This is a genomic window from Niallia sp. WK069_GA_01 (assembly GCF_983173855.1).
This window is the reverse complement of record NZ_OZ470138.1, coordinates 1,755,037-1,778,202: the sequence shown is the minus strand read 5'-3', so window position 1 is coordinate 1,778,202 and position 23,166 is coordinate 1,755,037. Positions and strand designations below refer to the sequence as shown.

At 35.9% G+C, this 23,166-nt stretch carries 16 protein-coding genes and 1 pseudogene; 4 read left to right on the top strand and 13 right to left on the bottom strand.

The window, feature by feature from the left end; genetic code table 11:
• Nucleotides 1-13 precede the first annotated feature (13 nt).
• On the bottom strand, nucleotides 14-187 hold the full coding sequence (locus tag AC5LWL_RS08310) for a hypothetical protein (RefSeq protein ID WP_493433871.1): 174 nt from the start codon (nucleotides 185-187) through the stop codon (nucleotides 14-16).
• A 272-nt stretch (nucleotides 188-459) separates the two neighbouring features.
• On the opposite strand from AC5LWL_RS08310, the gene AC5LWL_RS08305 reads away from it, so the two are divergent.
• Nucleotides 460-1,602 carry an IS110 family RNA-guided transposase gene (locus AC5LWL_RS08305; protein ID WP_493432573.1) on the top strand — a complete coding sequence of 381 codons (1,143 nt, stop codon included), beginning with the start codon at nucleotides 460-462 and terminating at the stop codon, nucleotides 1,600-1,602.
• Nucleotides 1,603-1,790: 188 nt separating this feature from the next.
• Here the strand turns inward: AC5LWL_RS08305 and AC5LWL_RS08300 are convergent.
• From AC5LWL_RS08300 to AC5LWL_RS08265, 8 genes and pseudogenes are all read right to left on the bottom strand, one after another.
• Nucleotides 1,791-2,390, bottom strand: a pseudogene (locus tag AC5LWL_RS08300) (prepilin peptidase); the annotation flags it as partial.
• Between the two features lie 38 nt (nucleotides 2,391-2,428).
• A complete protein-coding gene (locus AC5LWL_RS08295) occupies nucleotides 2,429-2,863 on the bottom strand; it encodes a prepilin-type N-terminal cleavage/methylation domain-containing protein (protein ID WP_493433870.1) in 435 nt (144 codons plus the stop codon).
• A gap of 102 nt (nucleotides 2,864-2,965) precedes the next feature.
• The gene (locus tag AC5LWL_RS08290) at nucleotides 2,966-4,171 is read right to left on the bottom strand and encodes a type II secretion system F family protein (protein WP_493433869.1); all 1,206 of its coding nucleotides are present in this window, start codon (nucleotides 4,169-4,171) and stop codon (nucleotides 2,966-2,968) included.
• A gap of 4 nt (nucleotides 4,172-4,175) precedes the next feature.
• The gene (locus AC5LWL_RS08285; RefSeq protein ID WP_493433868.1) at nucleotides 4,176-5,216 is read right to left on the bottom strand and encodes a type IV pilus twitching motility protein PilT; all 1,041 of its coding nucleotides are present in this window, start codon (nucleotides 5,214-5,216) and stop codon (nucleotides 4,176-4,178) included.
• Between the two features lie 12 nt (nucleotides 5,217-5,228).
• Nucleotides 5,229-6,890, bottom strand: a complete 1,662-nt coding sequence (locus tag AC5LWL_RS08280; protein WP_493433867.1) for a GspE/PulE family protein — start codon at nucleotides 6,888-6,890, stop codon at nucleotides 5,229-5,231.
• Nucleotides 6,891-6,913: 23 nt separating this feature from the next.
• Nucleotides 6,914-8,344: a VanW family protein gene (locus tag AC5LWL_RS08275; RefSeq protein WP_493433866.1), complete on the bottom strand. Its 1,431-nt coding sequence runs from the start codon at nucleotides 8,342-8,344 to the stop codon at nucleotides 6,914-6,916.
• A gap of 20 nt (nucleotides 8,345-8,364) precedes the next feature.
• Nucleotides 8,365-9,126, bottom strand: coding sequence for a PRC-barrel domain-containing protein (locus AC5LWL_RS08270; RefSeq protein ID WP_493433865.1), 762 nt, complete (start codon nucleotides 9,124-9,126; stop codon nucleotides 8,365-8,367).
• A 27-nt stretch (nucleotides 9,127-9,153) separates the two neighbouring features.
• A complete protein-coding gene (locus AC5LWL_RS08265) occupies nucleotides 9,154-10,548 on the bottom strand; it encodes a hypothetical protein (protein ID WP_493433864.1) in 1,395 nt (464 codons plus the stop codon).
• Nucleotides 10,549-10,703: 155 nt separating this feature from the next.
• On the opposite strand from AC5LWL_RS08265, the gene AC5LWL_RS08260 reads away from it, so the two are divergent.
• From AC5LWL_RS08260 to AC5LWL_RS08250, 3 genes are read left to right on the top strand one after another with little or no spacing between them, the layout of a single operon-like run.
• Nucleotides 10,704-11,189, top strand: coding sequence for a type IV pilus modification PilV family protein (locus tag AC5LWL_RS08260; RefSeq protein WP_493433863.1), 486 nt, complete (start codon nucleotides 10,704-10,706; stop codon nucleotides 11,187-11,189).
• Entirely contained in the window at nucleotides 11,173-11,748 is a 576-nt protein-coding gene (locus AC5LWL_RS08255; RefSeq protein ID WP_493433862.1) for a PilW family protein, read from the top strand. The genes AC5LWL_RS08260 and AC5LWL_RS08255 overlap by 17 nt, the downstream gene beginning before the upstream one ends.
• Nucleotides 11,749-11,758: 10 nt before the next feature.
• On the top strand, nucleotides 11,759-13,807 hold the full coding sequence (locus AC5LWL_RS08250) for a hypothetical protein (protein WP_493433861.1): 2,049 nt from the start codon (nucleotides 11,759-11,761) through the stop codon (nucleotides 13,805-13,807).
• A 105-nt stretch (nucleotides 13,808-13,912) separates the two neighbouring features.
• On the opposite strand, the gene AC5LWL_RS08245 is transcribed toward AC5LWL_RS08250, so the two are convergent.
• The 4 genes from AC5LWL_RS08245 to AC5LWL_RS08230 form a co-directional block, all read right to left on the bottom strand.
• Nucleotides 13,913-16,705, bottom strand: a complete 2,793-nt coding sequence (locus AC5LWL_RS08245; RefSeq protein WP_493433860.1) for a VWA domain-containing protein — start codon at nucleotides 16,703-16,705, stop codon at nucleotides 13,913-13,915.
• 256 nt (nucleotides 16,706-16,961) lie between these two features.
• Nucleotides 16,962-18,680, bottom strand: coding sequence for a sensor domain-containing diguanylate cyclase (locus AC5LWL_RS08240; RefSeq protein ID WP_493433859.1), 1,719 nt, complete (start codon nucleotides 18,678-18,680; stop codon nucleotides 16,962-16,964).
• A 201-nt stretch (nucleotides 18,681-18,881) separates the two neighbouring features.
• On the bottom strand, nucleotides 18,882-20,195 hold the full coding sequence (locus AC5LWL_RS08235) for a bifunctional folylpolyglutamate synthase/dihydrofolate synthase (RefSeq protein WP_493433858.1): 1,314 nt from the start codon (nucleotides 20,193-20,195) through the stop codon (nucleotides 18,882-18,884).
• Between the two features lie 302 nt (nucleotides 20,196-20,497).
• On the bottom strand, nucleotides 20,498-23,149 hold the full coding sequence (locus AC5LWL_RS08230; protein WP_493433857.1) for a valine--tRNA ligase: 2,652 nt from the start codon (nucleotides 23,147-23,149) through the stop codon (nucleotides 20,498-20,500).
• Between the last annotated feature and the right edge of the window lie 17 nt (nucleotides 23,150-23,166).

The following is a 23,166-nucleotide window of genomic DNA, read 5'->3' as shown; positions in this document are numbered from 1 at the left end:
TCCTTACTATATTTCAAAGAAAGAATGTTACATACCAGCCAATCAATTCATTTCCATAAAAATAGCTGATTAATGTGCCTAAAACAATAAAAGGGCCAAACGGAATCGGCTTTCTTTTTTTTACTTTGCCAAACAGCATGCCAATCAGTCCACCGACTGTGCCTAATAAGGTCGATAAGAAACACACATGATTTCACACTCACACCCCGGCATGAAAATTTTTTCTAAGCCGGGGTTTTACTTTTTTGTCCATTTTTCCATACTGATTAATGCTATGGGAAGTAATCTTTACGTGCGCTTTTGTGGTGGTTCGACCCTGTATAAGAAACTGTTTGGAATTTGCCTTGTGTACACCCCTTTGTTGACTCTTCAATTTTTGAGGATGATCACGTACAGAAAAATGCTGTTTGACCAAGCTTATTCCACTTTCCATAGACACTACTTTGGAGGTTGTTTTATTTGGACATTTTATTAACCCATTGTGCCGGAATGGATGTTCATCAAAAAGAGATTGTAGTTTGTGCCCTAACTGGCACTAATAATGAATCCATTCAAAAAGAAACCAAGACTTTTTCCACTTTAACCAAAAGTTTATTTGATTTATTAAAGTGGTTAGAAGAAAAACAAATTACACACATTGCTCTGGAAAGTACCGGAATCTATTGGAAGCCGGTATACAACATCCTTGAAGGATATTTCGATATTACTGTGGCCAATGCCCAACGTATTAAAAACGTTCCTGGTCGTAAGACCGATGTTTCAGATGCAGAATGGATTGCCAAGCTTCTTCGTCATGGATTGATTGAAAAAAGCTTTGTCCCTTCCCAAGATCTTCGGGAATTAAGAGATTTGAACCGTTTACGCAAGAAATGGGTTGGTAACTTAACAGCTGAAAAAAATAGAATTTCAAAGGTCCTCGAATGTTCAAACATAAAGCTTGGTTCAGTTATTTCTGATATCTTTGGGGTTTCTGGACGTAAACTTTTGAAACAGTTAGTCGATAATGGATACCTTGATAAGGCTGATGTTGATGCCAATATCCATCATTCTCTCCGCAAGAAGGCTGATACCATTTCCGATTCTCTTTTCGGAACATTAAATGAACATCAAATGTTTATGATTAAAAGCTCTTGGAATCATATCATGTATTTGGAAACTTCCATTCAAGAACTTGAAAATAGGATAGATACCCTGCTTCATTCCTATCAAGAAGAAAAAGAAATACTTTTATCTATCCCAGGTATAAAGGAACACACAGCTGCTGTTATTATTGCGGAAATCGGAACAGATATGAGCCAATTCCCTTCATCAAGACATTTAGCTTCTTGGGCTGGTGTATCACCTGGCAATAATGAAAGTGCTGGTAAAAAGAAAAGTTCCAAAAGCGTTCAAGGAAACCCACATATAAAAGCTGCTCTTTGTGAGGTTGCTTGGGCTATATCAAGGTCGAAAAATACCTCAATGTCAAATGTTTTTTGGTCTCTATCTGCAAGAAGAGGAAAGAAAAAAGCTTTACAGGCTATTGCACATAAAGTTTTAAGAATTATATATACCCTATTTATTAATAAGCAACACTTCTCTGAACCACGTCTAGCTGGTTAGACGACCTTCCATTACAATACTCTATTAAGGTTGTGATTTTTTTAAAAAATTGAGGTCACACCCTTTCTTTACTATTGTCTTTTTTCTAGAAGTCCACGCTTCAAGATTTTCTTTACACCAAAATCCTGTACCCGCCCTATCAAATAGAACACGTTACTGTATTATACAGATACCCAGAATAGCCACTCGCCCGTTTTATTTTCACAGAAAAAAGCTACTAAAACAAGCTTTATTCCCACTACAAAACCGATGACAGCAAATAATTTAATATCACCGCCGCCCATGCCGCCTTTGCTGACAATGGCGATAACAAGCAATAAAGTAAAAGCTACTGCCGCGCCTGCTAAAGAATCCCACCATGCTGACAGCGGAATAAAAAATCTTTCTATCACCAACAATCCAGAAAAAAACAGTAGCACTTTATCTGGAATAATCATATAAACAAGATCCGAAACGGTAATAATCATAAACAATGAAATAAGTGTCCATGCAACAAAAAGCTCAGAGCTCCAGCCAAGTATAAACGGACAAACCACAAACAGCAGACCTGTTAAAAGCTCGAATATAGGATAGAAGGGGGAAATCGATGCCTTGCAGCACCTGCATTTCCCCCTTACGAGTATATAGCTTAAAACTGGTATTAATTCCATTGCCGTCAATGTATGACCGCAGCTTGTGCAATGAGACCTAGGCCTTACTATCGATTCTTTTTTCGGCACCCTAAGCCCAACTACATTGTAGAACGAACCGAGGGTGATTCCGTATAGGAAGATTAGTAGGTAGATCATTGGTTAGAACCTCACTTAAGTGTTACTTTTGATGTTGATTAATTACCAATAGTTCTATCTTCACCAGTTTTATTTTTATCATTATTTATCTGTTCAATTGTAGCATTAGTAAATGTGAGTTTTGCTTTCCCAACCGGTAACTCAGCTGCTGAAAATTTAAATGTCGTTCCATCTACTGCTACTGAATAATCACCTGTAAATTTCACATTCCCAACATAGGAACCTAATTGACCTTTAGTAATGTTAGCAGTTCCTTCTTCTGTAACACCATTTGCAGCTACATAGTTTTTAGCAGCATTCAAAATTGTAATTGCATCTGCTTTCACTGCATCTTCACGTGACTTCTGAATAATCCCAGAGATACTCGGAATCGCAATTGCCGCAATAATCCCCAAAATAACAATAACTGCTAATAACTCGATTAACGTTAACCCTTTTTCATTTTTTAATTTCTTTTGTATTAGTTGACGCATTTTTTAGTCCCCTTTGTTTTGTTTTTTTTACTTCCAACATGTACCTATTATACTAGATACATAGTTTGATTCACATCATTATTTTTCTAAAAATAAATAAAATTATTGTACATGGTTAAATATCTCAAACATTGGTACCATGATAGAAGTCACGATTGTGCCGACAATGCTTGCTAGGAAAACGATCATGATTGGCTCGATCAGCGACTTAAGCCGATCTGTTGCACTTTCCACTTCTCGTTCGTAAAAATCGGCGACTTTTGAAAGCATGGTATCGAGTGAACCAGTTTCTTCCCCTATTGCAATCATTTGTGTAACAAGGGGTGGAAATACCCAATGTGCTTTCATCGGCTCCGTTAGCGACTGCCCCTGCTCCAATGAGTTACGCGATTTTTGCAGCACTTTTGCAATAACCTCATTTTCGATAATGCTTTCCACAATCGATAATGCCTGCAGAATAGGTACAGAGCTTGTAAACAAAGAACTTAATGTTCTGGTCATTCTTGCCAGTGCTGCTTTTTGCAGAATTTTTCCGAAGATTGGCATTCTCAGCAAAAAATAGTCTAAATAATATTTTGATGCTTTATTATTGCGAATCAACACAATGCTAACAGCAAATGCAATCATCAATAAAACAATCAGCCACCAAAACTTTTGCATAAAGTCGCTTGCTCCTAATACAAATTGGGTGATTTTCGGCAGCTCTCCTCCAAAATCTTTAAACATATCAACAAATGTCGGTACGATTTTGACGAGAAGAAAAATAACAACAATAACAGCGATAATTGCAATCGCAATCGGATACGTTAGGGCAGAGATTATTTTCTGCTTCGTAAAATGCTGCTTTTCAAAATGGACGGCAAGCCGTTCAAGGGTTTCATCCATATTCCCGCTTGCTTCACCGGCTCTGATCATATTAACAAACATACTTGTAAACACTTTTCGATGCTTTGCGGCAGCTGCTGAGAGCGGATTTCCATCCCGCAAGTCCTGCTCTACAACTAACAGCGCTTTTTTTAAGCTTTTGCTTTCTGTCTGTTCGGCTAAAATAACGGTTGCTTCTACAACAGAAACCCCTGCTTTCAGCAATGTCGCAAACTGCCGTAAGTAGATAACAAAATCTTGCAGCTTCACGGCGCTTCCCAATGTTATTTCCTTTGTCAGCAGTGTTTCAGGAACTTCATTCATTTCGATGACTTTGATTCCTTTTTCCTTTAGCTGCAGCATCGCTTCTCTTTTGGATAAGGCAGAGACGATGCCTGTTTTTTTGCCTTTTCTGTCCCTGCCTTCGTATTTGTAGCGGGCCATCTCCCTATTGCTCCTTCTCTTGTAAATAAGGAAGTGCTGCTTCCTTTAAAATGGAGCCATGTTTTACTAGCTCCTTCACATTTGTCTCCAAAGTATGCATGCCTGCCGCTCTTGAAGTTTGCATAATATTAAGGATTTGATATATTTTCTCATTTCGGATGAGATTTGCAACAGCCGCATTATTGATTAATATTTCTGTCGCAGATACTCTGCCTGATTTGTCTGCTGTTGGAAACAGACGCTGAGAAACAATGCTGACCAAAACCGATGCAAGCTGAATGCGTATTTGATCCTGCTGTGAGGAAGGAAACACATCGATGATCCGGTTAATCGTCGCCGGTGCACTTGATGTATGCAGAGTGCCTAGCACTAAATGCCCTGTTTCAGCAGCAGTAATCGCCGTTTGAATTGTTTCTAAATCCCGCATTTCTCCGACTAATATAACATCTGGGTCCTGTCTTAACGATGCTCTTAATCCATTGGCAAAATTATTCGTATCAAATCCAACTTCCCGTTGGTCAATAATACAATTCCCATGCTTATGCAAATATTCAATCGGATCTTCCAATGTAATAATATGCTTTCTCATCGTTTCATTCATATAGGCAATCATGGCTGCAAGTGTCGTAGATTTCCCGCTTCCTGTTGGACCTGTAATCAGAATCAATCCTTGTGGTTTGGCACTGATTTTTTTTAAGATTTGCGGCAAATTTAATTTATCTAAACTTGGGATAGAAGTTGGTACAACACGTATTGCTAAAGCAATACACGCACGCTGCTTATACGTATTAACACGAAATCTGGAAATTCCTTTTACACTATAGGAAAAGTCCAACTCTCCCTTTTCCTCAAAGGTGCTCCACATATTGGCTGGTATCATTGCTTTTGCCATCGCTTCTGTATCTGCCGGCTTTAAACTTTCTTTCCCATACCGCTTCAACTCCCCATTTATTCGCATAACTGGTGGGACACCAACGGTTAAATGGATATCAGATGCCTTTAATTCAAAACCAACTCGTAATAAATAATCAATATTGCTAGTCATCAAACATCACTCCTAATCAGGGATGGCTACCCGGAGGACTTCTTCTGTCGTTGTAATACCTTGCTTTACTTTTAGCAATCCATCATCAATGAGAAAAATGGTTTTTGCTTTAATTGCCAGTTCCCGCAATGTAGAAAAAGATTCTCCGTTCATGATGACCTGTTTCATGTCATCATTCATAACTAAAACCTCATGAATAGCGACACGGCCTTTGTATCCAGTCATATTACAGGATGCGCATCCTTTTCCTCTGGCTACTTTTTCAATCGACAATCCTCTTTTAGCAAAAATCTCTTTTTCCCGCACACTTGCCGGATGAATCTTTCCGCAATCTCGGCAAACTTTTCTAACTAATCTTTGGGCAACGATCCCGCTGATCGATGATGCAACCAAAAATGGCTCCACTCCCATATCAAGCAGTCTTGTTACCGATCCTAATGAATCATTTGTATGTAATGTGCTTAATACTAAATGACCTGTAAGAGAGGCTCTGACTGCTACCTCAGCTGTTTCTTTATCCCGTATTTCTCCGACCATAATGACGTTTGGATCTTGTCTTAAGATAGCACGAAGTCCTGTTGCAAAGGTCATGCCAACATTCGTATTGACTTGAATTTGATTGACGCCCTCTAACTGATATTCAACAGGATCTTCTACTGTGATAATATTGACTGCTTCACTGTTTAAGCGATTGAGCGCAGCATATAATGTAGACGACTTACCAGACCCAGTTGGACCCGTTATTAACACAATGCCTGTTGGTTTTTCAATCATATCCGTAAAACGATTTAAATTAACCTTATTAAATCCCAGCTTGTTTAAATCATTCAAAGCACTTCCAAGGTCCAATATACGCATAACCACTTTTTCGCCATAAACAGTTGGCAAGGTCGAAACACGTAAATCAATCGGATGAAAGTCTACATTAATCTTAATTCTTCCATCCTGGGGAATACGATGCTCCGTTATGTCCAGGTTTGCCATAATCTTTAGTCTGGCAATTAAAACACTTTGCATATGCTTTGGCAATACTCGTTCTGTCCGTAAAACACCATCTACACGATAACGAATAACAACTTTTGTCTCCTGTGGATCAATATGAATATCACTTGCTTTAAGGGTTGCAGCATTTTGCAGAATTTGATTGACAAGCCGAACAATCGGTGAATCTTGTTCTGCTAATGAATCATCCTTTGTATCCGTTACGGAACCATTTTCCAGCAATAATTCTTCAAAACCTTCATCCATGTCATAATATTTATTAATGGCTCGTAAAATATCATCTTTTGTTGCAATGGCCGTTTCGATTTGAAACCCAGTAGCAAGGCGTAAATCATCAATAGTATAGAAGTCCATCGGATCTGCCATTGCGACAAACAGCTTATCGCCATCTTTTTTTAATGGGATAATCAACTGCCTTTTCGCCATATCTTTTGAGACAATATGGAATAATTTAGGATCAAATGGATATCGATATAAACTGACATGCGGAATTCCTAGCTGAAATTCCAATACTTCAATAAGCTGCTGCTCTGTAATAAACCCTTTTTGCAGCAAACTGTCGCCAAGTCGTTGATCAGGATGTTTTTCGTTAAGTGCGAGCTGAAGCTGTTCTTCCGTAAGCAGTCCCGCTTCTACTAATAAATCTCCTAATCTTTTTCGCGTATATTTCATCGTCATTCTCCTACGTATCGCAATTATTTTTCCCCTTCTGGCAATTGGTTAGCTTGATCTTCTTGTGTATCTGTTTGGTTGTCTTTGTTATTTGTTTGATTATCTTGTGTATTGGTTTGATCTTCTTTGTTTTGATTCTTATCTGTATCCGTAGATTCCGAACTGTTTTTATCTCCTGCTGCCGTTCCGTCTGAATCGTTATTGTCTTTATTTTCTGTGGAACTAGAATCATTTCCATTTGAATTTGCCGAGTTGTCATTTGTTTGCGAATTACCATTTGATGTGGTAATTCTCTCTTTTTCTAACAAACTATAAACTAGTACTCCTTTAACAGGCGCATAAAAGTCTTCACTAACAAATTCTTTTTTTACAGACTCTCCTTTATTATCCAATATATTTCGATACACCTTCACCAATTGACCATCTTTTCCTTCTGAAGCAATTTTATATTGGCCAAACGAAAGCTTTGGATCAAATTGAATAACCGTTTTCGGTTTAAAGCTTTCTTTCCCTGAAAGAAGCACTTTGTACTGATAAAGGAAAGGTTCACCTGTTAAGGATACATATAGTTTTTGATCAACCATTTTAAAATGGAGGATAAAGGATTCATCATTCGGATTACTGAATGCGTAATCCATTCCTTTGTCTTTATTCACCCTCGCTTCGTATCCTAATGTTGCATACTTTGGCAGCTCACTGCTTAAATATCTTTCTACAATTGGAAAATTAGTAGAAAGAATCATACTATGCATGGCCGTTGCAACCATACTCAACGTCTCATCACTGTATAAATTTCCTCCACTATCCTCCATTGTCTTCAATAAGGAAAAAGACGATTGTGGAGCAACAGTAAAGGAAGGGAATGTTTTTACCCATTTTTCGATATTTGTTTGATTATCTTCCACCGATAAAACGGTTTCTGAGAGCATTTGCTCTTCTTGTTTTTTGCTTATTCGATAGTCATTCACATCCAGTAAAATATTACCTGTTTGCAGGTTTGCTGCGATTGCTAGTAAACTATCATTTAATTTATTTAAATAGAAGGCATCTTCCTCAACGATTTCAGAGGAGATTGACATCAAAAATGATTTCCATTTCTCTTCATCAATGGAAACGAGTACTTGATTGTTTATCCCCTGCTTCATCTGAGCAACAGAATCCTGCAAGCGAAAATCAAACAGTTTTGTGTCGACTACTTTTGTTTTTTCTTTATATTTAATCGTAATGACTGTCCCTTTTTCCCAATCTGCTTGTTTAGACACTACTGCTTTTCCTACTTCTTCATCATTCATTCCAGCTGCATGGATGGAAGCTATTTGTGTATTTGGCTCATAGCCATCTGTTTGATGAAAAAAATGCTGAAACGCTTTAGCACCAAACTGAGAAAAAGAAAAAATAAACGAAGTAGTAAGCAGGAGTGCTAAAAACAGCTTTGTGCCTTGAACGTTTTTCATGTAGTGTTTACTCCTTTATATTAGGCTTCTACACTCATAGATAACTCAATCACTACATTAAGACCGTTGCTCTGCGCTTTTTGAATATCCTCTGCTGTTAAAATCGTTCCTTCTGCAAATAATTGTTCTCCATCATTTGTGTAGATATCTTTTACTACTTTTTTACCTGTCAGCAGCTCCAATTGTTTTTCTTTTAATGATTGAAGGCGCTCTTCTTCTTCCTTTGCTGTTTCCAGCTCAGCTGTATCATCAGTCCATACAAGTTCAGCCGTTTCCACTTCTGCTTCCTTTTCAAAAAGTGAAGGTTGCAAATTATTTGCTGCTTCTTCTTTTACAATAATAATGTCTTTTCCATAAGTTATTACATACTCCGCTAAAATAATGCTTTCTTGTTCTTTGATTTCTGTACCGAGTCCGATAATATCCCCGTTTTCATCATTTACATAATATTCGACTACTTTACCAAGAAGCTCTCCTTTTCTTGTCATCACATTTGTACCAGCAATCGTAATTTTTTTATTGACTAATTCTTGTGCAATTGGGATTTCATTTAAATCAATAATAGAATTGGCACTTTCAACGGTAACAGCGTATTCCCCAACACCAATAACTTTTTTAAATGGAATTGCCTGAATGCTTTCCTGCCATTCTTCCTGCTCTAATGTTAAAAAATCAACCGATCCCTTTTCCGGATTAATAATAAGAGATTTTACATTTCCTTCTTGTTTTCCATCTAAAATGCTAATTATTGGCAATCCTTTGATTTGTGAACTATTTTTCATTTTACTATCTCACCTATGCTTTCTTATTTAATTGTGTAAATAACTTTGTTCCATAAATAATAGCTGTTCCATTAAAATCGGCTCTGAATGGAATTTGTCTTTCAACATATCTAGCAAGTTTGCTAATTTTTCTTTTTCCTTATAATGCACATACTGTTCAATCAAAAGGCTCGCAAAAGCAAAATATGCTTGTAATCCTATCGTTTCATTTAAACAATAGAATACCGCTGTTTCATACTCTTCTTTTGACACCATTTTTTTCATAATGGTTAACTGCATCATTGTATTATCAATAACTTTATTTGATAATTCATTTACAACTGGTTTCTCCTCTTCCTTTAGCGAAGGAGATTCATTCCCTTCCACTTCATAGGAATTGTCAAAAGGTATATCTATATCCTGTTCCTCAGATTCTTTTTCCTCAAACTGGTTATTGATCTCTTCTAATTTTTCATCATAGAAATCAATTTTTTCTTCTGACTTGCTGTTCTCAGCATCAAATTCAACTATATCCAGTTCAAGCTCTTCGGTAGAAGTATTCTCTGTTTCTATAATTTCCATTTGCTCTTCAACTAACAGCTCTTCCTGCAAATCATGGATTTCCTCTATCAAATCTTCCACGCTAAGAAGGTTAGATTCTTCCTCTTCTTGTTGTATGGATGGACTCTTTTCCATTATGTTAGGTCGTTCTATTTCCTCTAATAAAGACTCATCCACTTCAAAAGGAAGAGCTGATTCTTCCTGTTCGGAAGGATGATTATTTGTATTCGATTTTCCACCCTGTTCCTGACTAGCAGCAGCGGCATTCCAAGAATCGCCTTGCTCCATCATGCTTTCTATTTCTTCCATGTAGTTTAAAGCTGTTTCCTCATTTTTCTCTGTCACAGGTTCTTTTTCATGCAATTCAGAGCCTTCAGTATCTAAGAGCCAATATCCCTCTTCTTCCTCTGCTTCTACAACTATCTTTTCAGAAAGATCCTCTTCAATAGATTCAAGCTTGATTGTCTCATTTATTGCAATTTCTGATTCATGGGACATATCTGCTTCCTCTATATAATCTTCTTGTAATAAAACAGAATTTTCTTCATTTGGTTTATTGCTTTTCCCATCATCTTTTTTTTCTTGTGCAAATGAAAACTCTTCCTGTATATCGCCCATCTCTTCCTCTTCTTGATTGGAGATAAATAATAAATTCGGCGATTTTTTCATAAGAAAATATGTAATAATGATGACGCACAAAAGCATAAGTAATATTGATTGCCAGCTCTGTAGGATATTTTCTGCAGCTATTCCGCTAATTGCTGTAAATAATGCTAATCCAACAATAAGCACTTTTCCACGGTTTGATAAATCCAATGGTAATAAATACATAATTGGAATAACCAATAATAAGGAAAAAAGTGCTAAAATATACAAAATCATTGTACACCACCTTTTGAAATAGGTTTTTCTTCATATTAATAACATTTATTGTCAATTCAATTAAACTTTTGAATCATGTTTTTGACGATTTTAGTTATTTGACAACTAATAAGTATTGTATAATAAGATTAGTAATTTTGAAAGCAGGGTATAACATGAAATTTTCAAAGTGTCTTTCTAGTTCAAAAGGTTTAACATTAATAGAAGTGCTTGTTTCTTTAACAATCCTTAGTATTGTTTTGCTAGGTATAATGAACTTTTTTACACAAGCCTATTCTTATACAAACTTAAATCAAAAAAAAACAGCTGGAGTAAATGTCGCTAGAAATGCTTTAACATTTATGGAACAGTCTTCTTTTATGGAAATTAAAAGTATGCTAGAAAAAGATTCTTCTGCTAAAGGAAGTTTAGTAGTATGTAATGACAGCTATACCATTCAGTGGTCAAACAACTCAAGTTCAGGAAGCTGTCACCCTATTAAAATAAATAATATTGATTACCATGTAGAAGTTAATCCAACTTTAGATAATAACTATACTTCTTATTTTATCCCGATCAGTGTTAGGGTAACTTGGAATGTAAACAACCATGCATATGATACAACAGTAAAAGGAGCGGTAAAAAGTGAGGATCTTCGATGAAAGAGGCATAACTCTGTATGAGCTGTTAGCAACGATTACGATTCTAGCAATTGTCATGCCTGTCATTTATGGTGTCTTTCAATCTGGCCTTTCCTTATATAATAAAATTCAGATTGAAGGGCAGCTTCGAGATGATGCTGACTATGCAGTTTCTATGATGATGAATGCATTTAATAGCTTACCTTTTGATTATGTTCAATCTACATCTGCAAACCGAATCGATTTATACGATTCCGAACAGACAGTATTTGAAAAAACGGATAAAGAAAATTCTTCTTTTTATACACCTAAAAAAGAAGATTATTCGAATGCAACCGTTAGAAGCATTGAATTAGTTGATCAAAAAATGGATGGAAACACCATTAAATCTGTTGCGATTAATGGAAAGATTTTAGAAGGAAATGGAGATTTTAATCATTCTATCTTAAATTTAACCTGCTCGAAAACAGATGAAAAAGATACTAACAAATGCCTTCACGGAATCATCCATGTTACATTTATCATTGATCAAAAAAGACTAAAAAAACCTCTTACATTAGAAAGCCAATTTGGTTTTTAAGGAGAATTTTATGAAAAGAATAAACGAAAAGGGCAATGCACTCGTTACTGTTCTATTAATCTCATTAGTGTTTACAACTATTGGACTGGCGATTGTTGCTTCTTCCATCAGCGGCACCAAAAGAGTGGAAACACGTGAAACGGATATTGATATTACGTTTCAAAGCAAAAAGGTTTTAGAAGAAATAACATCGGATATTGCCCAAACATTAAATTTGCTGCCAATTAAAAGCTATCTGTATAGCAGTCTGAATCAAATAGCGGTCAACTCTTCCTTTGATGTAGATCTAAGAACAAAGGTGTTGACTGCAAGTTTACATAAAATATTGGATAATCCATCTTATGCATCTTCCATTTCCTGCTTAAGCATTGCTGATTTAAGCGACGGGACAGTTGGTGCTGATGATGTTGTGCAATCAGACCAAAGCTGCGGGGAAGATAAACTAACCAAACAAAGCACGTTTTCGATTAATAAAAGCAGTGATTTTACGAGGGTTCTGGAAATCACCTTGGTTACCAATAATCCTAATGAAACAGAAGGAAGCGTTACACGAACATTAAAAAAACGCATTATTCTTTCACCACTTCCCAGCTTTTTAAAATATGCTGTCGGTTCTGATTCTTCTGATGATAAGGAAGGCTTATTTTTAAATGGATCGCCTAATATAAACGGCAATATTTATGCTAACCAGCTTCATATCGCCAATCAAGCAAACTATGAGCTAAAAGACGGGACTGCCAAAAAGGAAAAATCTTTAATGCCTTCCATTATAGGTGATGTTTACAGCAATCAAACTGGCGTAATCCCTATTTTAAAAGGCGATAATTTTTATAAAAAAGAGGTGCCTGCTTTAAAAAATGACAGTCAATTTATTAATATCGACTTTGTCTCCACCTTTTTGCAAAGAGTAAACAGTACCTTACAGAAAAATAATCTACAAACTGTATCATCAATCAATACCATTCCATCTATCCTGCAAACGGCAATAGCTGGGATGACGATAACTGACACAACGAATACAAATGGTGTAATCAAAAAAGTTACTCAACAAGAAACTCCGTTAAGCGTTATTGGAAATTCCATTGAGAAGCTGGGTGAAAGCTATAGAATTGAAAGCAATAACAACCAATTAACCCTTGATGCTCCTATTATACTAAAAGGAAATGTTGTTGTAACAAGTACTGCAAATAGACCTATCACCTTCAATAATCAATTAGTCGTCGATGGTGATCTCTATCTTGTTGGAAATGATAACTTGATATTTAATAAAAATATATTTGTATCAGGAGATATTCATATTATTAATTTCAGTGGATCTGCAACTTTTTATCAAGATATTTTTGCCGCAGGGAATATTATTTTAGACTCGGAAGCAAATCAAACACTTAAACCAGACAGCGGGATTAAGATGAATGGCTCCTTATTAGCAGGAGGAACAACTACTATTCGTCCTAATAACACAACCATCCACCTTCTAAAAAATATTTTCAGTGTTGGCACATTTACGATTAGAGGAGATGAATCCGGAGAAGAAAATGGCGAAAATGACGCAATCTCTTTTAATTCTGTCGTCTATTCTGCTAATGAAGCGTTTGTATCCAATGCTAATATCATCGGTGAGCCTTATATTGCACATGACGGCACCAGTCAAACAGGACAGCTTGTACTATTAGCAAAAAAGAAGTTGACAATAACAAGAATGAATGAGTTTACTAACTTTTCGCATCTCCGAGAAAAGGGATCTCCCTATCTTCCTGAAAAAGAGGATACAATCAAGCCTTTGCAAGCATTTTTTTATACAGAAGAAAACGCAGAGCTTTATGGTGTTGGATCCTTGTTTTATATAAAAGGTGGTATCTTTGCAAGACGCTCCTTAGAAATTAATGCCATCCGCCCAAATAGCAATATAAAAAGCATCCTAAACATTCCTCGATCATCAGAGGATTATTTGTCCCGATTTATCGTAGATTATGATAAGGATGTATTATTAGAAGGTATCGATGCATTGCCTGTAGTTGATCACTTGCAAATGATTCCTGACGAATTTGTCATTCAGTAATAGGTGAAAACATAAAAAGGTGGATGTTCCGAAATGCGGAACATTCACCTTTTCTATTAGTAACATTTAAATTAATACGGTGTTGTCAGGTTTACTCGCCCTTCTTTACCAACGTCCGTCTCCTTCATTTCCATCTCCATTACCGCCGCCGTCATTGTCCTTTACGACTTCAAAAAGAGCGGAATCCGATGTTTGACTGCCATTTTTTTGTTTCTCCGCAGTGGCTGTGACTGTTGAGTAGCCAATTTTATTTCCTTTTACGTAATATTCATTCCCTATTTTCACTACTTCTACTCTGTCAGGCATACTGGAAATTACTTGTTCCAACTCCTTATTTGTTGCGTTAGAAGGAGTAAATGTTAATAAATCCTTGATTGCCAATTTCTCATTGATTTCAACCTTATAGACTGGTTCGCTGAACTTGATAGAATCCAATGCAATATATGGATCAATAACCGTAACAGGTACCCTTACTTCAACATTTGATCCATCTTGTGCTTTGACAACTAGAGTCGTTGTTCCAGTTGTTTTAGCACTAATTGTATTTTGACCTGGTATGAGAGTCGCAATAGTTGGATTTTCTATCGATATAGCAAAATTTTTAATTGTAGCATCACTTGGTTCCACTGTTACCGTAAAACTTTTTACACTGTCTGCTGAATTAACAGTTAAGTTGATTGGATTTGGATTAACTGTAATACTTTGAACTTTTTTCGTAATCGTAATATTTTTTGATACCTCTACATTATTGGAGAATCCGCCTGTCGCTTTTACTTTGATCTCATTTAATCCCGTTTTTGTTATTGGTATCACGTCAGTGGGAGTAAATGCTGTCCAGCTGCTCGTTTGACTGCCATTTTTTATTTGATAATAATACAGCACATCATTACCAGCAACTTTATTTGATAGTTTCATATCGATTGATTCATTAGCCGTTTCACCGCTGTTATATTTATTTTTTGTTGTGTTCCCAATTAACTCATAATTTGGAACTAAATATAAATAAGCTTTACTTTCATCTAAATAAGTTATTTCTACTATCTGATTGTTGGAGCCAGTTTTATATACCATATCCTTGACTGCTTTATTTGCTAGATCAACATTAGCAGATGCATCTGTTTGTGCAAGCTTAATATTTGTTGCGAGTTCCCTTTTTTCAATAACACCTGCTGAATCGCCTTCATACTTATTAATATTTTGCTCTTTTAGCTGTACCTTCATATTAATTGCTTGGGAGGATGCTGGAATACTTGTTGTGCTACTGCCGGAAAAACGTGTATCAGTAAACTTTAAGCTTGCACTTGGCATTGTAAGGTTTGTTACTGCATAATCCACTTTAAAAGGAATACTTGTAGTTACTTCTGCAGGAGAAAAACTCCCTCTTGAATAATTTATATCATTATTCTTTAGTGAAATAACTGCATACCGTTTTCCATCCCTTAACTGTTCGGTTACATTTGTACTCGGAATTAAAGAAACACTATCTGGTATCGGCTGTTCAATTACTAAGTTTTTCAGTTGTCCACTAACCGCATTATTTACGAGATTGGTAGGTTTTAAAGAGTATTTCACATTAAAATAGTTTGTTCGGTCATTTGAACCAGTTGTTTTGACTAAGTTATTTAATTCATTCACTTGTTTTTCCAATGTCATAATATTAATAAAACCTGCTGGTGCATCATCTTTTACCGTGATTGTTGCGCTTGTTGTCTTTTCACGAGACACACCGTCTAAATCCCGATACTCCAGCTTAATATTATCAAAATTATATGTTCCCGTACTGCTGAATGTCACTGGTAAGGATACATCGATTGGTCCTGGTGTATCTTGATTAATTGGAAATAAAATATCCTTTTTCACAATAATATTGCCAGCACTGTCAGTTGTTGCACTAGCACCATCCGCTAATTTCACTTTACCACCAAATTTTGAAATATTAATTTTCACTGTTGCTGTAATGGTTGGTGTTGCAATCTTGCCAGAAATATCCTGGAATATTTTAGCGATTGTATCTGTAGAAGCCTGTTGTGCTGTAACTCCAGTCGTTTCAGAAAGTCTGCTCAAATAGTTCATATCTACATCATCATTATTTCCAAAACCGATAGAATATAGTTTTATGTCCTTATTAGCAAGATTATTTACTTCACTCTGAATATGAGCATCTATTTTTTTCTTTGCCTCACTCAAGGAAATCTCTTCAGTTTTGTTTGATACTATTCTAAATCCCCTTAATTTAGATTGATTGACATAAGAAGCAATCATATATGTTACATTTTTTCCATTTTCTACAACTTCCGAGACTGTCGGCTGTCCATCTGTCATAAAGAAAATATATTTCGCTGAATTACTATTATTTCCTGTTGTTAACATGCTTGCTGCTTGCTGAAAAGATTGAGTATAATTAGTTCCTCCATCAGCTGCGAGCCCTTGCGCAGCAGAATCAATTTTCCCCAACTTTTCTATAACTTTATAGGTTGATGGTGTTGTATAGATAGGAAAGGGTTCATTTATTTTTACATCACTATCAAAAGAAATAAATGCAAATCGATCATTTTTATTAGGATCCATGCTAAAGTATTTCACTGCTTCTGATAATGCATTTTTTGCACTCTTAAACTTTAAATCATTGGGTATGACCATCGACCCCGACTTATCAAACACAAACGCTACATCAATTGGAGGTCGATTAGCATTAGTTGCTTTTCCCTCTGGTGTTAAGCGAATATCTAAACTGCCCTGTGCATCGCTATTGCTCGGCTTCACAATTTCACTTTGTGAAGGCGTCACCGTAAAATTAACAGCTGGAGCGATTGTCGCTGCAGCTGTTATCGTCGGGACCATTAATATTAATAAAACAAAAAACACGATATATTTACTACAAACACGCATTTTCCTCATGGTTTTCACTCCACTCCATTACTCTTGCCCTATTAGCAAATTACGTTTTTTATCTAACATCATTATATCAAGTACTTTTTTACTAAGATAGTTTTTTCTTTATATATTATGAATCTAATATCCTAGTGATTGTATCATTCCCAATATACCTATTTCAAAGAATATTATAGGTCCTGACATCTTTTTTTAGAAAAAAAAAGAACTTCCACTTTCGAAGTTCCAAAATACTTCCATGAAATTGTAATTGCATACAGTTTTACCTCATATAACAAGCAACACGATTTCTTCCTTCCCGTTTTGCTCCTACATACAGGGCTCTATCTGCATGTCTTATTAATGCTATTGGGTCATCAGCATCTTGCGGGGCCATGGCAAGCCCTAATGATGCTGTTATATGAACCTGTTTTTCTTTTCCGTTCATACTTTGCTTCATGATAAATGGTCTGGTTTCCATCATTTTACGAATAAATTCTGCTAAATTCCATGCTTCCTTTGCCTCTGTGTTTGTTAATAAAACAACAAATTCTTCTCCACCATACCTGGCAACGATGCCGTGTTCACCAATTAATTTTTTAATTCTAACGGAGAACTCCACTAATATTTCGTTTCCAGCCTGATGGCCGTAAGTATCGTTAACAGATTTAAAGTGATCGATATCTAACATAATCAACCCTAAGTTATTTATTTGTTGATGCTTTAATTCCATAAATTTTTCTGCCAAAATTTTATCAAAAAAACGATAGTTATATAATCCTGTCAGAGCACATCTTTCGCTGAATTCTTTTGTTTTTTCAAAATATTTAGCATTTTCCAATGCAATTGCAAATTGAGTAGAAAGCAGATCCACAATCATTAAATTTATATGGGCGAATGCTTTTTTCTTTTTGCTTCCTAATAATAAAACACCAATAACCTTGCTGTTTTTTACAAGAGGCATACATAAAGCACTTTCCATTTCTGCTGGCATATATCCTTTGTTTAAACTTTTCCAATCTTCTTGCTTATGATAAATAAGCGTTTCTTTAGCTGCTAATACATTACCGCTTAACCCTTCCTTTTCGTGAAGAGTACTTTCAAATAAAGGGAGCCGCTCATTCAGTTCAACTCTTGCAATTAACTTTAGTTCCTTTTTGTCATTTACCTCCTGAATAAAAACATAATCTACTGGAAATAATTCAATTAATTTTTCAGTAAAAAAATCAATCACTTCTTTTACATATAAATTTTGAGATAATTGATGGCCAATTTCGGCAATCTTTGTTAAATAATCATTTACCGATTTGCTGGAATGATATAACCGCAAAATGACAGAAAGAGAAATAAAAGGAATACCAATTAATACAAGAGCCACTAAACCAATATCTTCATACATAATATAAAGGGCAATGCCAACTGGATATGTAATAACTGTCGTAATAAATTCCCACACTAAATCTATCGTTATAAATTTATCTTTATTGTGATAAACATAACGATTAATTAAATAGATGAAAAAAGAATTTAATAAAAAATAAGAAAAAGGATAAAGAATAACTAATGAAAATGATTGCAAGTCTCCTAGAATATCAGCAGCATGTTTACCGCCCAAGCTATAATAAATAAGACCGCTGCATAATGATACAAGAAAAAACATAATGGAATTCATAGGAAAACGGAATAAGCTTTTCTTAGTCAGTTTCACTTGAAAAAGCAGTGCGATTAGAGCAATCTGTACAAGTACTGTTTCAATAAATAAACCAAAGATTAAAAAAACAGAAAGGGTTGCCCATTGCAAGAAGAATACAGGACGTCCATTTATAATCATTGGCATAAATGCAACGATAGACATAAATAACAGAAACGCTACAACATTCCACGTATGCCCAGCTAAATCAGGTGGGAATTCATGGTGAACAAACCATAATCCAGCAGGAATAAGTACAATCCAAATGGCCCATATTGTTTTTTTGATAGATGATTTAACCAAATACTTCACCTAATTTCCAAATTGATATATCATGATAATTTTTCCGGGAGATTACTTCTATCATTCATCTTCACCCATTATATTTATACTAAACCTTTCTTCTCTAATAATCTATCTTTTTTTCTATTATTCTGGTAATTCCGTATACTCCATAAAAATTTTTTCTCTATATTATATTTTTGAAATATATCCCATTTATAAAAGGGAAACTTATTTATCTTCCCTTTTTTTCTGCTTCCAATATGCTTTCACTTCCGATAAAAAGTAAAGTGAACCCGTTATCACAAATATTTCATCATTTCCTATATTTTCTACTTGCTCATTTATCGCTTGCTTCCATTCCTCAGCATACGATTTATGTGGATGATTACTTTCTTCATAAAGTTCGTAGCAAGTAGCAGCCCGTGGATAATCAAAGGAAACAAATACGATTCGTTCTGCAATTCTATCTAATTGCTGAATCATTTTATCTGTTTTTTTGTCTTTAAGTGCGGCAAATAAGATCCTTTTTTTGCGATTAGGGTATCTTTTCGTTAGTTCCTCTGTTAAAGCTTGTACTCCTTCTTCATTATGAGCGCCATCCAATATAATCAAAGGATTGTCTGAAATGATTTCAAATCGTCCTGGCCATTTTGCTTCCATTACCCCAGCACGAATCGCTTCCTCCTTTATTTGCGGAAAGCTTTCTTGTTTTAATAAAAGGGCTGCCAATATAGCTAATGAGGCATTTTCTGTCTGATGCACCCCCATCATGCTTATATGTAAATCCTGCATTTTTGTTGCAGCCGTTTTAAAAGAAAAGCGCTCTCCTTTAAGAATCGATTGATGATTTTCTATCATAAAATGTTTATTTAGCAAATAGATCGGTGCAGTTTCGTCTGTTGCTTTTTTAATAATAACTTCTTCCGCTTCCTTTTGCTTTACTGCAGTTATAATCGGTGTATTTTTCTTAATAATTCCCGCTTTTTCAAAGGCAATTTCTGCGTACGTATTGCCTAAAATAGCAGTGTGATCTAAACCAATACTCGTAATTATAGATAAAAGTGGTGAAATAATATTCGTTGAATCAAAACGACCACCTAAGCCTACTTCATAGAGAACAATATCTACTTTATGAACATAAGCAAAATAGTAAAGCGACATAGCCGTGATAATTTCAAATTCAGTCGGTCCTCCTATTTCTAATTGATCCATTTCTTTCACGATAGGATACATTCTGTTCGCAAGCTCTCTTATTTCCTCATCCGCAATGGGGATACCGTTTACACTAATTCTTTCATTAAACTGCTCGATATAGGGTGAAGTAAATGTGCCAACTGTTAAACCAGCTTCTTCTAATATACAGCGTAAATAGGTAACCGTTGATCCCTTCCCATTGGTTCCGCCTACATGTACTGTTTTTATTTGTTTTTCTGGAAAATTCAATTTCTCCATCATCATGTTCATTCTTGTTAATCCCGGCTTTATACCTAATCTTAATCGAGAATGAATCCAATTTAATGCTTCCTCATATGTTGGGAACATGCTAAACACCTGCTTTTAAGTTAATTAGGCTGTTTTCATTGACTTTGTTGCTAGTGAAATGAAACAAGCAAGTTGATTTTTCGCTCAAGATGCTCGGCGCTTTCCATTGAGTTGCCACTTAAGCCTCATTGGTGTTTCTGAGACATCCAGAAAAAGTAAGTCCTATCAAATAACAAATCAACCAACCTGTTTAAAACAACAATCTTTGGAAAAGGGCCTTTCATCCAAACTATTTTTTTGATAATCGAAGACGAACCCAGAATAGGATTCGCCTCGTTTTTTATGGAAAGACTTAAACTTTATTAAGCTTCCCCTTTTAATTCTTTTATCCGTGCTTCCACTGTTGCACGTTTTTCTAAGTAATCTTGTTCTTTTGCTTTTTCTTCATTAATTACTTTCTCAGGCGCTTTTTTCACAAAGCCTTCATTGCTTAATTTTTTCTGAACACGTTCCACTTCTTTATTCCATTTGTCTAATTCTTTTGACAGTCTTGCAATTTCTTCTTCCATATTAATTAATCCTTCTAATGGGAGAATGATTTCTACTCCGGTTACAACAGATGTCGTCGCTTTATCTGGGATAGAAAGATCTGTAGCAATCTCAAGCGTTTCTGGATTACAGAAGCGTTCGATATATGCTTTATTTTCTTCTAATGTTCGTTGAATTTCTTCCTCTTTTGCTTTTAACAGAATATTGATTTTTTTGCTCATTGGTGTATTTACTTCGGCACGGCTGTTACGAACAGAACGAATAATTTCTACTAATAACTTCATATCATTTGCTGCTTTTTCATCTGTCCAGCTAGGATTTACTTCCGGCCATTTCGCTTCCGTAATAGTTTCACCATTGTGCGGAAGATTCTGCCAGATTTCTTCTGTAATAAACGGCATAAATGGATGCAATAGGCGCATTGTATTATCTAATACATAAGCAAGAATAGACCTTGTTGTAAGTTTCGCTGCTTCATCCTCGCCATATAAAGGAAGCTTCGCCATTTCAATATACCAATCGCAAAAATCATCCCAAATGAAGTTGTAAAGCACACGTCCTACTTCTCCAAACTCGTAGCGGTCAGAAAGTCTAGTTACTGTTTCAATTGTTTCATTTAATCTTGTTAAAATCCATTTATCTGCAACTGATTTTTCTCCAGATAAATCAATTTCTTCAAATTTTAAGCCGTTCATATTCATTAAAGCAAAACGGGATGCATTCCAGATTTTATTAGCAAAGTTCCAAGTAGACTCTACTTTCTCCATGCTGAAACGCAAATCCTGGCCTGGAGAACTTCCTGTTGATAAGAAGTAGCGTAAAGAGTCTGCTCCATATTGGGCAATAACATCCATTGGATCAACGCCGTTTCCTAATGATTTACTCATTTTGCGTCCTTGCTCATCACGAACAAGTCCATGAATTAAAACATCTTTAAATGGTCTTTCTTCTGTAAATTCAAGTCCTTGGAAAATCATACGGGATACCCAGAAGAATATAATGTCGTATCCAGTTACAAGTGCTGCTGTTGGATAGTAGCGTTTAAAGTCTGCAGCTTCTGTATCTGGCCAGCCCATTGTTGAAAACGGCCAAAGTGCGGAACTGAACCATGTATCTAGTACGTCCGTATCCTGCTCCCAGTTTTCTATATCTTCTGGTGCTTCTTCGTTCACATATACTTCTCCTGTTTCTTTATGATACCAAGCAGGAATTCTATGTCCCCACCATAATTGACGGGAAATACACCAGTCGCGAATATTTTCCATCCAGCGCAGATACGTATTTTCAAAGCGCTCTGGCACAAAATTCACTTTCTCTTCTTCTTGCTTTTGTAAAGCGATTGCTTCATCTGCTAGTGGCTGCATTTTTACGAACCATTGAGTAGAAAGATATGGTTCAACAACTGCACCACTTCTTTCCGAATGGCCAACCGAATGGATATGCTCTTCGATTTTGAATAGTACGCCTGCTTCTTGTAAATCCTTTACAATTTGTTTGCGGCATTCAAAACGATCCATTCCGTTATATTTTCCTGCACGTTCATTCATTGTTCCGTCTTCATTCATTACTAGAATACGTTCCAAGTTATGACGGTTACCCACTTCAAAGTCATTCGGATCATGTGCAGGTGTCATTTTTACTGCTCCAGAACCAAAATCTATTTCTACATAATCATCTGCTACGATTGGAATTTCTCTTCCTACGATTGGCAGAGTAACTTTTTTGCCGATTAAATGCTGGTAGCGCTCATCTTTAGGATGTACAGCAACGCCTGAATCTCCAAGCATTGTTTCCGGACGAGTTGTTGCCACTTCAATATAGCCAGAACCATCTGTCAAAGGATATTTCATATGATAAAAAGCACCTTGTACGTCTTTATAAATAACCTCAATGTCCGATAAAGCCGTTTTTGTAGACGGATCCCAGTTGATAATATATTCCCCGCGGTAGATCAAGTCTTTTTTATATAAAGAAACAAACACTTCGCGAACAGCTTTTGACAAGCCTTCATCTAAAGTAAAACGCTCTCTTGAATAATCTAAACCTAATCCTAATTTTGACCACTGTTCGCGAATATGGCTTGCATATTCTTCTTTCCATTTCCATGTCTCTTCAACAAATTTTTCTCTTCCAAGATCATACCTGCTGATATTTTGGCTGCGCAGCTTTTCTTCTACTTTTGCCTGTGTTGCAATACCTGCATGATCCATTCCAGGAAGCCATAATACATCATACCCCTGCATTCTTTTCATTCTTGTTAATATATCTTGCAATGTCGTATCCCAAGCATGTCCTAAATGCAATTTTCCTGTTACATTTGGCGGTGGAATAACAATCGTATACGGCTCTTTTCCAGCATCCGGCTTCGCCTCAAAAAACTTGCCTTTTACCCACCAGTCATATCGTCCTTTTTCAATTTCCTTCGGGTCATATTTTGTTGGCATTGAAATTTCATTTGTTTCCATTCTTTTTCCTCCTACCA